At 66.6% G+C, this 13,283-nt stretch carries 6 protein-coding genes; 5 read left to right on the forward strand and 1 reads right to left on the reverse strand.

Annotation, left to right across the window (positions count from 1 at the left end; translation table 11 throughout):
• The first annotated feature begins 79 nt into the window (after nucleotides 1-79).
• The 4 genes from ACUN9V_RS02340 to ACUN9V_RS02355 are packed head-to-tail and all read left to right on the forward strand — an operon-like array spanning nucleotide 80 to nucleotide 10,963.
• Nucleotides 80-3,916 carry an exodeoxyribonuclease V subunit gamma gene (locus tag ACUN9V_RS02340; protein ID WP_445510214.1) on the forward strand — a complete coding sequence of 1,279 codons (3,837 nt, stop codon included), beginning with the start codon at nucleotides 80-82 and terminating at the stop codon, nucleotides 3,914-3,916.
• Nucleotides 3,913-8,061 carry an exodeoxyribonuclease V subunit beta gene (recB, locus tag ACUN9V_RS02345; protein ID WP_445510215.1) on the forward strand — a complete coding sequence of 1,383 codons (4,149 nt, stop codon included), beginning with the start codon at nucleotides 3,913-3,915 and terminating at the stop codon, nucleotides 8,059-8,061. The genes ACUN9V_RS02340 and recB overlap by 4 nt, the downstream gene beginning before the upstream one ends.
• A complete protein-coding gene (recD, locus tag ACUN9V_RS02350) occupies nucleotides 8,058-10,178 on the forward strand; it encodes an exodeoxyribonuclease V subunit alpha (RefSeq protein ID WP_445510216.1) in 2,121 nt (706 codons plus the stop codon). The genes recB and recD overlap by 4 nt, the downstream gene beginning before the upstream one ends.
• On the forward strand, nucleotides 10,175-10,963 hold the full coding sequence (locus tag ACUN9V_RS02355) for a creatininase family protein (RefSeq protein WP_445510217.1): 789 nt from the start codon (nucleotides 10,175-10,177) through the stop codon (nucleotides 10,961-10,963). Before recD ends, ACUN9V_RS02355 begins: the two co-directional genes overlap by 4 nt.
• Nucleotides 10,964-11,021: 58 nt before the next feature.
• On the opposite strand, the gene ribA is transcribed toward ACUN9V_RS02355, so the two are convergent.
• Nucleotides 11,022-12,161, reverse strand: coding sequence for a GTP cyclohydrolase II RibA (gene ribA, locus ACUN9V_RS02360; protein ID WP_445510218.1), 1,140 nt, complete (start codon nucleotides 12,159-12,161; stop codon nucleotides 11,022-11,024).
• A gap of 217 nt (nucleotides 12,162-12,378) precedes the next feature.
• On the opposite strand from ribA, the gene ACUN9V_RS02365 reads away from it, so the two are divergent.
• The gene (locus ACUN9V_RS02365; protein ID WP_445510219.1) at nucleotides 12,379-13,281 is read left to right on the forward strand and encodes a RibD family protein; all 903 of its coding nucleotides are present in this window, start codon (nucleotides 12,379-12,381) and stop codon (nucleotides 13,279-13,281) included.
• Nucleotides 13,282-13,283 lie beyond the last annotated feature (2 nt).

The following is a 13,283-nucleotide window of genomic DNA, read 5'->3' on the forward strand; positions in this document are numbered from 1 at the left end:
GATGATCGTCGCCCTGCGCCACGGTAGGATGGCACGATCGTTACCGATATCTCATCGACTCCAGAACCCGGGAGAGCGGATGTTCAGCGTCCTGCATGCCAATCACCTCGAAGACCTGCACGATCTGGCCCTGGCGCTGATCAAGCGTCACCGCATGCCGCCGCTGACGCCGGAAACCTTCCTGGTGCAGTCCAACGGCATGGCGCAATGGCTGCGGCTGTCACTGGCGGAAGCGGACGGCATCGCGGCGTCGGTGGATTTCCCGCTGCCATCGAGCTTCGTCTGGCGGGCCTACCGTGCGGTACTCGAGCAGGCCGGGCCGGAAAACGAGCGTCAATCGATTCCGCTGCATTCGCCGTTCGACAAACGCCCGCTGGCGTGGCGCATTCTGCGTCTGCTGGAGGGCGAGATCGTGCGGGATCCGGTCACCTTCGCGCCGCTGGCCCACTATCTGGATACTGAACGTGAGGATGCAAGCCCTGGACGGGCGTCGCCGACGCATGGGTTGGTGCAGCGCCAGGCCGCCGAGCAGGCCGAGCGCAAACGTTGGCAACTGGCGGTGCGACTGGCCGACCTGTTCGATCAGTACCTCAACTACCGCCCCGACTGGCTGGCGGCCTGGGAGGCGGGAGAGGACTCGCCGAAAGATCTGCCTGCCGATCAGCGCTGGCAGCCGGCGCTCTGGCGAGCGCTGATCGCCGATGCCGACCCCGACGAACGGGCCTTCCACCGCGCCAATCTGCACGGGCGTTTCCTGCGTGCCGCCCGGGCGTTGGAAAGCTGCCCCAAGGCATTACCGCCAAGAGTTTTCGTGTTCGGTATTTCGACGCTGCCGGCACAGACGCTCGAAGCACTGCACGCGCTCTCCGGGGTCATCGACGTGTTCCTGATGATCACCAACCCTTGCCGCCACTACTGGGGCGACATCATCTCCGACCGTGAGGCGATCAAACGTGCCGGGCGGCTCTCGGCCGACGCCGTGGCACGGCAGCAATCCCGTCACCCGGAGGCCCCATGGCTCGAGGCCCTGGACGAAGAGGCGCTGCATCTTCAGGCCAACCCGCTGCTGGCGGCGTGGGGCGCCCAGGGGCGGGATTTCATCGTCGGTCTCTACGAGTTCGAGAGCCAGGATGGCGGCTTCGATGTCGAAACCGACCTGTTCCGCGATCCCGCGCCGGACGACGAATTCCCCGCCGAGCAGGCGCCGCTGCTCAATCAGCTGCAGCAGGACATCCTGGATCTCAAGCACCCCGGCGAGCGGACCCGAGAAGCCGGCGCCAAGCGAGTGATCGCCGAAGACGATGCCTCGCTGTCGCTCTACAGCGTGCACTCGCCGCTGCGTGAAGTGGAAGTGCTGCACGATCGATTGCTGGCGGCGTTCGAGGAAGCCAGTGGCCAGGGCACGCCGCTGCGGCCGCGGGATATTCTGATCATGGTGCCGGAGATCGACGTTTACGCGCCGTATATCGAAGCCGTCTTTGGGCAGGTGCCGCCGAACGACCCCCGCCATATTCCGTTCACCATCGCCGACCAGGTCGCCAGCGAGGCGCATCCGATGATGGTGCTGATACTGTCGTTGCTGGAGTTGCCCGAGCGGCGGCTGGGGGTCAGCGAGCTGCTCGATGCGCTCGACGTGCCGGCATTTCGATCGCGCTTTGCCATCGAGGAGTCGGAATTGCCGCGCCTGCGGCAGTGGCTGGCGGAAAGCGGCGTGCGCTGGGGCTTGTCCGGCGCACACCGCGAATCTCTCGGTTTCCCCGGGCTGCATGAGAACAGCTGGGCCTTCGGGCTCGAGCGCATGCTGCTGGGGTATGCCACCGGGGCGCTGCCATCCACCGGAGCTTTGCCATCGACCGGAGCTTTGCCATCTTCCGGCCCGATGCCGCCGAGGCAATCCACCGGGTCCATCCACCGGTCCGATGCCGCCGGGCCGCAAGACCCGAACGAAACGTCTGCCGACAGCGCGTGGCAGTTCGACGGTATCGTGCCCTACGACGAGGTCGGCGGGCTGGAAGCGGATCTGGCCGGGCGCCTGGCCGAGCTGATGCAGGTGATGGCTGGCCAGTGCGAAGCGTTGAGCCATGACGGCACGCCGGAAGCGTGGCTGACGCGACTGCGCGGGCTGATGGATGCGCTGTTTGCACCCACGGCGCTGGATGAGCACGACGTGCTGGCGCGGGTGGATCAATCGCTGAGTCGCTGGCAGCAGAGCTGTGAGCTGGCATCCTTCACCCAGCCGATCGGCCTCGCCGTGCTGCGCGACGCGCTCCGCGCCGAACTCGACGATGGCGGGCTGGCTCAGCGCTTCCTGGCGGGCAAGGTCAACTTCGCTACGCTGATGCCGATGCGTGCCATTCCCTTCCGGCAGGTCTATCTGCTGGGCATGAACGACGGTGCCTATCCGCGAACACGCCAGCCCCAGGATTTCGATCTGATGGCGCAGCGGCCCCGGCCGGGAGACCGCTCGCGCCGCGACGACGACCGCTATCTGCTGCTCGAGGCGCTGCTCTCCGCCCGCGAGCGGCTGACGCTTTCCTGGGTCGGGTTCGATCAACGTGACAACACGCCGCGGCCGCCTTCGGTGCTGATCGGCGAACTGCTCGATACGCTGGAGCAGGGCTGGCGGCCGGCCTCTACATCAGTCGAGGCTGGCGCAGCGACGCCGAGCGATGAAGCGGCGCTGGTGAAGCGACTGATCGAGACGCACCCGTTGCAGCCGTTCTCGCGGCGCTATTTCCAAGCCGAGGATTCACGTTTCACCTTCGATACCAGCTGGGAGCCGCTGCACCTTTCTACAAAGGGCGAAGAACAAGCTACAAAGGGTGAAGAACAGACAGCGTCGTCCGCGGAGACCGACTCTGTCGGGTTGCCGGCGGAAGCGTTGGGGCTGGCCGATCTGCAGCGGTTGCTGCGACGGCCCTGGAGCGTCTACCTCGGCCGGCTGGGCGTGCGCTTTCAGGATCCGGAGGTGCCCGACGAGGATAGCGAGCCGTTCATTCTGGACGCTCTCGAGGACCACACGCTCAAGCGCGAACTGCTCGATGCCGGCCGCCGTGGCGAGCCGCTGCTGCAGGTCGCCGATCGGCTGCGGCTGGCCGGGCGTCTGCCCGCCGCCGGCTTCGGTCTGGCGCTGATCGAGCCCCCGCTCAAGCGACTACAGATTCAGCTGGAGAGCTGGCATCGACGAATCGCCGACAGCGAACCGATCTCGCCCCCGATGCTGCGTTTCTCGATCGACGACACTGACGACTGTCCGGCGCTGGCGCTGGAATCTCGCGTCGACGGGCTCTATCGGGAGCAGGATGGCAGCCTGAGCCTGGTAACCCTGGAGGTGAGCCATTTCGGCCACTTCGATAGCCAGGGCCAGAATGCCGGCAACGGCCCGTGGAAAAAACTGGGCAAACCGCATCGACTGTTCTCCGGCTACGGCCGCTGGCTGCTGGCCAACGCTCGCGGCGAGTCCCCGTGCCGCTGGACCGCGATCTTCGAGGACCGCTGGCTCGAGTTTCCGGCATTGACCCCGCTCGAGGCTCGCGAGTCGCTGGAAGCGTGGCTGCGGGCCTGGTGGCGCGCCTGGTGCGCACCGTTGCCCGCCAGCGGCGCGCTGGCCAGGATGCTGTGGGGCCTGGGCGATCGCGAGGCGCTTGCGGGGCTGGCGGCGGGCGAATCGCTCGACGCGAGTTGGCGCGACCGTCTGGCGGAGGAGTACGAGGAGGGCGGCTTCGGGATGTTGTCGCTGATTCAGCGCGAGGGCAGTCTGGGTCAGCTATGGCCGGATTTCGACGCCTTCGAAGCGGCGGGCGGCGTCCGCGAGAGCGTGGCGCACTATCAGCCGATTCTGGAGGCGCTGCTGCGGGCTTCCCAGCAGGTTCATGCACACGCGACGGCGAAGCGATCTGCGGAGGCAAAAGCATGAACGACTCGAATGAGCCAGCGACCGCGGGCATGGTCGAGTCAATGAGTGACGAGCGAATGCCTGATGAGACCGTACCGCTCGAACTGACTGGCCTGCCGCTGACCGGCCATCATCTGATCGAAGCCAGTGCCGGCACCGGCAAGACGTTTACGCTGGCCGCGCTCTACGTGAGGCTGGTACTGGGGCCGTTGCCCGGGCGTGAAACGGTCGATTTCCCACGCCCGCTGACACCGCCGGAAATTCTGGTCGTCACCTTCACCGAGGCCGCCACCGCCGAGCTGCGCGGGCGTATTCGGGCGCGTCTCAAGCAGGCCCGCGACTGGCTGCTGGCGAGTGCCGAGACGCGTCAGGATGCGGTATTGGCGGACCTGCTCGAGCCGCTTGTCACGGCGGGCGAGGCAGCCTGTCGCAGTGGCGCCAGACGACTGGACCAGGCCGCGAGGCTGATGGACGAGGCGGCGATCTTCACCATTCATGGCTTCTGTCAGCGCATGCTGACTCGTCACGCCTTCGATGCCGGCGCGCGTTTTTCCGCCGAACTGCTGCAGGATGGTCAGACACTGCTGAACCAGGCCGTCGAGGACTACTGGCGGCGCGAATTCTATCCGCTCGACGAACGCTGGCAGCGCCAGATTCGCGCCCAGTGGAGCGGGCCGGAGGCGCTTGCGGGGGCGCTGCGCCCGTTGCTGAAGGATGGCCAGCCGCAGCCGCTCTGGGTCGCGGGAGAAGAGGTCGAAGCACCGCGCGCGCTGGGCCCGCTGTTCGCCGAGTTGGAAAGCGGCCTGGACGAGCGGGCGGCGCTTGAGAACGGATTGACGGCCGCCTGGGATCGCGAGGCCATCGCGGAGATCATGGCGGAAGCGTTTCGCAACCAGACGCTCAACAAGACCAGCTACAAGAGCCACGAGCTGGAGGATCGGCTGGCAGCGTTCGAGACCTGGCTGGCCCAGGGGGATTTCGGCGCGGGCGACGGCATCACCGACAGCAGCGGGCGATTCTGGCTGAGCCAGCAGAAGCTCGACGGGGCGCTGGTCAAGGCCGCCGCCAGCAAAGGGCAGACCGCGCCAACGCACCCTTTCTTCGCGCTGCTCGATCGCCTCGCTGCCATCGGTCAACCTTTCGCCACGATTGCCAGGCAGGTGCTCGTTCACGCCCGTGACCAGGTCGCGGTGAGCTTTGCCGCCGACAAGCGTCGCCGGGGGCTGTGGGAGTTCTCGGATCTGCTCAACGATCTCGACGCCGCGCTGGCTCGCCCGCAATCGGCGGCGGTGACCGACAGTCCGGCGCTGCGGCTGGCGGCGCGCATCCGCCATGAGCTTCCGGTGGCGCTGATCGACGAATTCCAGGACACCGATCCGGTCCAGTATCGAATTTTCTCGCACATCTACCGCGCGCCGGAGAGCGATCCGGCCGCGACCGCGCTGTTGATGATCGGCGATCCCAAGCAGGCGATCTACGCCTTCCGCGGCGCGGATATCCATACCTATCTCGATGCGCGCCGGGCGACGCCCAGTCGTTTCACGCTGATGCGCAACTTCCGCTCGACCCAATCCATGGTCGATGCCACCAACGCGCTGTTTCTGCGTCACCCGCAGCCGTTCGGCAGCGACGAGATTCCTTTCGTCGCCGTCGAGTCGAACCCCAAGGCGACGCGTCTGGTCGACCGCGAAGGCCAGCCGGTCGAGGCGCTCGGGGTGTGGTGGCCGGATACCGAGCGCCACGCCAGAAACGACTATCAGAACGTGATGGCCGCCGCGATCCGTGCCGAGGTGCAGCGGCTGCTGGAGGGCGAGTGGCGCTTCGTCGGCGATTCCGGCGAGCGCTCGGTGAAACCCGCCGATATCGCCATCCTGGTCCGTCACGGCGGCGAGGCGCTCAAGGTGCGCGCCGCGCTCGCCGACGGCGGCATTCGCAGCGTCTATCTGAGCGAGCGTTCGAGCGTGTTCGATACGCCCCAGGCGTTCGAGCTGCTGCAGCTGTTCGAAGCCGTGGCACAGCCGCGTCAGGACTCTAGGCTCAAGGCGGCGCTGGCGACCAAGCTGCTGAACGAGTCGCCGCAGGCGCTGGAGCCGCTGCTGGCCGACGAGCTGGCCTGGGAGCGCGAGGTCGAACGCTTCAGTGATTACCATCGCCAGTGGCAGCGGCGTGGCGTGCTCCCCATGCTGCGCGCGGTGATGCGGGATTTCCGGATTGCCGAGCGCCTCGCCCAACGCGCCGACGGCGAACGCGCGCTGACCGATCTGCTGCATCTCGGTGAACTGGCACAGAATGCCCAGCAGCGGCTCGATGGCGAGCAGGCGCTGCTGCGCTGGTGGCACCGCGCACTGCAGGAAGGCGTCGAGACGCTGGATAGTCAGGCACTCAGCCAGCGCCTGGAGAGCGACGAGGACCTGGTGCGGGTGATCACGGTGCACAAGTCCAAGGGGCTCGAATATCCCATCGTGCTGCTGCCGTTCATCTGTTCGCACCGCCCGGCGGAACCCGATAGAAATACCAAGCTGCTGGCGCTGCGGCCGGCCGAGGGCGAAGGCAGCGTGATGGTTGCCTCGCCTGATGACGCGCAGACGCGCGAGGCCGACCTGGCCCGCCTGGACGAGGATGTGCGCCTGCTCTACGTCGCCTTGACCCGCGCGGCCTACGCCTGCCGGATGGGTGTGGCGCACGTGGGGCGTGGCCGGGGCAAGAGCGGATGCCTGCACGAAACGGCCCTGGGGCGACTGCTGGGCAGCGAGAAGGACGACGACGGCGTGGCGCTGCTGGAACGGCTGCGACAGGGCGAGCGGGCTGGCTGGCTGGCGATCGAGCCTCCGCCGGCACTGCCGGATCATCGGCTGCGTCTGGCCAGCGTCGCGCCGCAGACCAAGCCGGCGCGGCGCTTTCAGGGCCGGATCGATGACGACTGGTGGATCGCCTCCTATACCGCGCTGATCGCCGACGCCCGTCAGGATACGGGTCGAAGCGAGCGAGGCGAGGGCGAGGGCGAGGGTATCGGCGAGGATGAGGGCGAGGGTATCGGCGAGGACGACGCCGCGGCCAGCGAGGATCTGCCAGCGACGCTGGACGTCGAGGTCAGCCGCGAGCGCGACCCCGTGCCTCGGCCCAGGATTCGTTCGCTGTTCGATTTCCCCCGTGGCCCGCGCCCTGGGACCTTTCTTCACGGGCTGCTCGAGATGCTCGATTTCGACCGCCTGGCGGATCCCGCCTATGCGGATACGCTGCGCCGGGATGTCGAACGCCGGCTGGTGACGAGTGGTTTCGACGTGGCGTGGGCGCCACTGCTGCTCGAGTGGCTGCTGGAGCGACTGCGACAGCCGTTGATCCACCTCGACGGGCAGCCGGTGCATCTCGATCGGCTCGAGGCATGGCGCACCGAGCTGGAATTCTGGCTCCCGGCGACAGCGGCCTGGAGCGAACCGCTGGATCGGCTCGTCACTCGGCTCGAGCCGCTGCCGGGTCCGCGTCCTCGGCTGGCGCCGCGCAAACTCAACGGCATGCTCAAGGGCTATATCGATCTGGTCTTTCAGGCGCACGGGCGCTGGTACGTGCTCGACTGGAAGTCCAACCATCTGGGCGACGACCCGGAGGATTATCAGGGCGCGCGGTTGGCCGCGGCGATGGTGGATCACCGCTACGATCTGCAGTACGTGCTCTACGTGCTGGCGCTGCATCGGCTGCTCAAGTCCCGGCTGGAAGATTACGACTACGACCGCCACGTCGGCGGCGCCTGCTATGTTTTTCTGAGGGGGCTTTCCAGGGACTCGCTTTCCAAGGCGCCCGAAGCCGCGCCGGTTTCTATGGCGCCGCTCTCTACGGCGCCCGAAGCCGCGCCGGTTTCTATGGCACCCGAAGACGTGCCGGTTTCTATGGCGCCCGAAGCCGCGCCAGACCCTTCCAAGGCTCCGATTTCCAAGTCGCCCGAGGGCGCGCCAGACCTTTCCACGACGTCGGTTTCTATGGCGCTCGAAGATGCGCCGATTTCTATGGCGTCGGAGGGCGTCGTGGGTTCGTCGGCGAACGGGGTGTTTTATCGTCGCCCGTCGCGGGCGTTGATCGAGGCGCTGGATGCGTGGCTCGACGGTGACGCCGAGCCGGCGCGGGCGCTGATTCAGCAAACCCGGCGGCAACCAGCGGAGGCCGATTCATGAGTCGAACCGGACACGATGATCAGTTCTCGCTGGCGCTCGATACGGCGCAGCCATCACCATTGCCACCGTCATCGCTCGATCGCGAGACGCTGTTCGCGACTCTGGCGCTATGGGTCGAGCTTGGCTGGCTGCGACAGCTCGATCGCCATTTCGCGATCTTCCTGGCCGCACGTGATGATGATGTCGGATCGCGCAGCGATCCGCTGGTGTGGCTGGCGGCGGCTCTGGTCAGCCATCAGGTCGGGCGGGGCCATGTGTGCCTGTCGCTACCGCGGGCTCTCGCCGCACCCAGGTCCGCACTGTCGTTGCCGCCCCTGGATGGCGGCTTCGAGACGGAGGTGCCGGTGACGCTGCCGGAATCGCTGCTCGAGGGCGTGACGCTGGCGCACTGGATCGAGGCGTTGCTGAGATCGTCCACCGTGGCTGCCGGCGATGCCGCTGTCGGCCTTGCCACGCCGCTGGTGCTCGAAGGCGATCGGCTCTACCTGCGCCGCTACTGGCAGGCCGAAAGCGGGGTCGCGGCGCATCTTCGCCTACGGCTGGGCGAGCCGTTGCCGGTTGCCGCCGACCTGGCGGATCGTCTGCAGGCATTGTTCGCCGGCAACCAGCGTGAGGGTGACGAACCCGACTGGCAGCGCGTGGCCTGTGCGTTGGCACTTCGTCAGCGATTGACGATCATCTCCGGCGGCCCGGGAACCGGCAAGACCACGACGGTGACGCGGCTGCTGGCGCTGCTGCAGCAGCAGTCGCTGGCCGGCGGTGGCGCGGCGCTGCGTATCCGGCTGGCGGCGCCCACCGGCAAGGCCGCAGCTCGCTTGTCAGAATCGATTGCCGGTGCCGTGGGCCGGTTGGACATCGATGAGACCGTGCGTGAAGCGATACCGCAGCAGGCGTTGACGCTCCATCGGCTGTTGGGCGCGCGACCGGATACCCGTCATTTTCGTCACAACGCCGAGGAGCCGTTGAGTTTGGACCTGCTGGTGGTCGACGAGGCTTCGATGGTCGATCTGGAGATGATGGCGGCGCTGCTGGACGCGCTGCCGACGGACGCACGCTTGATCCTGCTCGGCGACAAGGATCAGCTGGCGTCGGTGGAGGCGGGTTCGGTACTCGGCGATCTGTGTGCCGGGGCCAATGTTTTCGATGCAGCCGCCTCGGCTGCCACTAGCTCGATTGCCACTGGCTCGATTGCCACTAGCTCGGCTGCCGGAACGCTTGGCTACTCGGAAGCGACCCGCGACTATCTGCAGACCATGACCGGTGAATCGCTTCCGGCAGCCGGCGACGCCAATCTGCTGGCCGATCATGTCGCCATGCTGCGCAAGAGTTTCCGTTTCCACGCTGACAGCGGCATCGGCGAGCTCGCTCGCGCCGCCAATGCCGGCGACGGGCGGGCATTTACCCGAGCGCTGGCAGCGGGTTTTGCCGACGTCTCGACGCTGGATATCGATGCTTCGGCGTTCGAACGGGCCGTGGTGTCGGGTTATCGGGAGCTGTTCGAGGCGTTGCGGGACAAAGGTTCTCTACCGTCGATCCTGGCGTTGCAGAGTCGCTTTCAGGTCCTCTGCGCACTGCGGCGGGGGCCGTGGGGCGTCGAGGGATTGAACGAGCGGATCGCGCGGGCATTGTGGCAGCAGGGCTTTATTTCGCGCACCGATGGCTGGTTCGCCGGCCGTCCGGTGATGGTGACCCATAACGATCCGCAACTGGGGCTCTACAACGGCGATCTGGGGCTGACGCTAACCGACGAGGCGGGGCGATTGCGAGTCTGCTTCCCTCAGGGCGACGGCGTGCGACAGGTGCTGCCGTCCCGACTCGATGCCGCGGTAACCGCATTCGCCATGACCGTGCACAAGTCGCAGGGTTCGGAATTCGAGCATGTGCTGTTCGCGCTGCCGGGGCGAGCCAACCCCATCGTCACCCGGGAGCTGATCTACACGGGTATCACCCGGGCGCGCTCGCGGCTGACCTTGGCGCTGGCGCGAGGAGGCAAAGACGAGCGCCAGCTGCGCGACGCCGTGGGGCGGCAGGTGGTGCGGGAAAGTGCGATCGCCGAGCGCTTGCTGCGCGGTATTCCGGCATCCAGGTCGGCTGATTCGACAGGGAGTGAAGCATGAGTGTCCATCACTGGCAGGATTTGACCACGACGGAGCTCGCGGGGCTGGTCGACGACTCGACGGTGGCAGTGTTGCCGCTGGCGGCGATCGAACAGCACGGCGGCCATCTGCCGCTCTCCACCGATCTGGATATCGGCCTGGGGCTGCTCGAGGCGGCAACCGAGCAGCTAGAGGCGGGGCAGACGGTGATTGTGCTGCCACCGCTTGCACTGGGTTCGAGTCTCGAGCATACCGCTTTCGCGGGCACGCTGAGCCTGATGCCGGAAACGGCGATTCGCGTGATCGAGTCGCTGGGCGAGGCCGTTCATCGTGCCGGCATTCGACGCCTGGTGCTGTTCAACAGTCACGGTGGCAACAAGGCGGTGATCGATCTGGCGGCGCTCCAACTGCGCGCGGCCCACGCCATGCTGGTGGTCAAGGCCAACTACTTTCGCTTCGCGCCGCCAGCGCAGGCGCTGCCCGCCGAGGAGTTGCGCCACGGCTTGCACGGCGGCGCGCTGGAAACCTCGATGATGCTGTATCTGGCGCCTCATAAGGTTCGTGCAGAGCATCTGGCCGATGCGGTGTCCGCGGGCCAATTGCAGGAGCAGGCCGGTTCGACGCTGGGCCCGGAAGGGGACGCCGGCTACGCCTGGATGGCGCAGGACCTGCACCCGAGCGGCGTCACCGGCAATGCGACCCTGGCCGACGTCGAGATCGGACGCCGGCTGGTCTCCCATTTCGCCGATCGCCTGGCACGGATCATCGAGGAGACGGGCCGCTTCGATCTGGCGACGCTGCGCTAGCGCGTACGGTTCTGCCGGGACGCTCGCGGCGGCTCAGTCAGTGCTAAGTGCTGAGTGCTCAGTGTGCCGCGGGTCGTCTGAGCGGCGTCACCGGACCCTCGTCGCCATCGTTGAGCACCTCTTCCAGCCAGTGGCCGGCGCGCTTGGCCTTGGCATCCAGGTAGCGCCGGTTCTGCTTGGTCAATTTGCCGTAGACGCCGCGACGATTGACGACTTCGACACCGCCCTGGTCCATGGCGGCGATCTTCTCCGGATTGTTGGTCAACAGCTCGATGCGAGTGATCTCGAGCTGTTCGAGCATCTCCAGCGCGACGCCGTAGGTGCGTTCGTCGTTGCCGAAACCGAGGACGTGATCGGCGTCCACCGTATCCAGTCCGCCATCCTGCAGGGTATAGGCGCGTAGCTTGTTGGCCAGGCCGATGCCGCGTCCTTCCTGGGCAAGATAGAGCAGCACGCCGCCGCCGCGTTCATCGATGGTACGCACGCTCTCGCGCAGCTGTTCGCCGCAGTCGCAGCGCAGGCTGCCGAACAGATCGCCGGTAAGACAGGCAGAGTGCAACCGCACGGGGACGGCATCGCTCCATTCCGCGGGCTCGCCGATGACGATGGCGATATGTTCCCGCATGCCGTCCGCTTCGCGAAACATCACGAACTTCGCGCGCTCCGCGTGGGACAACGGAATTTCCGCGTCGCTGGTGCGCTTGAGAAAGTGCGAACGAGCGTCGGCGTAGTCCGAGACCTGTTCGGCAGCGACGGCCAGCACCGTGCCTTCGGCAACCAGTGTCTCCACATGCTCGCGCTGGGCATCGCTGATGTCGGCGACGATCGCCGCCGGGATCAGCAGCCCGATTCGCATCAGGTCCAGCGCTGCCACGCTGCCCTCACTGGCAGCGTCCGGTCGACGATCCGGCGCCAATCGATGCCCGACGGCACTGGCTCGGGCTATGACGTCGTCGGCGCTGTCGGCGGGATCGATCGGCATCAGTCCAACCCTCGGCTCGAACTCGATGCCCAGCCGGGAAAGGCGATGGCGCGTCAACGCCAGGGCGGGGCGATTACCGCTGAAGACGTGCAGCGCTGCCAGGGCATCATCGTCGCAGCCCTCGAGCGGGTGAACCATCACGTCGCCCTGGTCGGCTCGTATCAGAACCGGAAGGCCGCGTCGCAGATCGAAAATCGCGCGTTCTACCTGTCGCATGCTCGTCTCCTCGCTTTGTCGTCCATGATTCGTGTCATCCGTGATCCGTTTCACCTGTCATCCTGCAGTCCGCGTGGTTGGCGGGTTTCCTCGATCGTCGGGCCAGCGTTCCTCGTTCGACGATCTTTGCCACGACGATCTTTGCTACTCGGTTTTACGACTCGGTTCTACTACTCTGTTTTGCTACTTTGTCATGCCGTCTGGCCAAGGAGTGACCATGACTCTTCGCGAACCTTCCCTGCCGATCGCTTCCGAGCAGAGCGTCGAGGCCTGGCGCTGGATTCGTCGCGTGGCAGCGCTGACCCGGTATGGCAGGGCCGAAGCGCGCTTCGACGGTGTTATCGTCGAGGGCGATCTGCGCCTCGAGATCGACGCTCACGGCGGCTGGTCCTGTAATCATCAGGTCGACGATCAGGCCGCTCGACTGCTGTCGATCTGGTTGCCGTGGTGCATGACGGACACGTCTCGTGGCCCCTGTGTCATTGCCCAGATCGGTCAGAGCCTGGACGGCCGAATCGCCACGGCGAGTGGCGCTTCCCACTACGTCACCGGCGCGCAGAGCCTGGTTCACCTTCACCAACTGCGGGCGCTGGTGGATGCCGTCGTCGTGGGCGCAGGAACGGTGGACGCCGATGATCCGCAGCTGACGGTTCGCCACGTCGAGGGGGACAATCCCTTGCGCGTGGTGCTCGACCCGCGCGGCCGGGTGCCGGCAGAGCGCGGCGTGTTCCGACAGCCGGTCGCGCCGACCTGGCATCTCGTCAACGAAGGCGTGGCCGGCCACGGCGACGCTGATCACGTCAGCGTGAAACCGCTGTCGCCGGGGCCGTCCGGTATCGATCCGGCGCAGATCGTGGCGCTGCTGGCCGAGCATGGCCATCGACGGATTCTGGTCGAGGGCGGCGGGCTGACGATCTCGCGGTTTCTCGAAGCTGACTGTCTCGACCGTCTGCACAGCGTTGTTGCGCCGATGCTGATCGGCTCCGGCCGTCCGGCGTTGACGCTGCCGGAGATCGACACGCTGGATGAAGCGCTGCGACCGGCCTGCCGCCATTTTCGACTGGGCGACGACATGCTGTTCGACCTGGACCTGCGCGATCGCGTAGCGACTGGAGAGTGATC

This window comes from Salinicola sp. V024, from assembly GCF_052645315.1.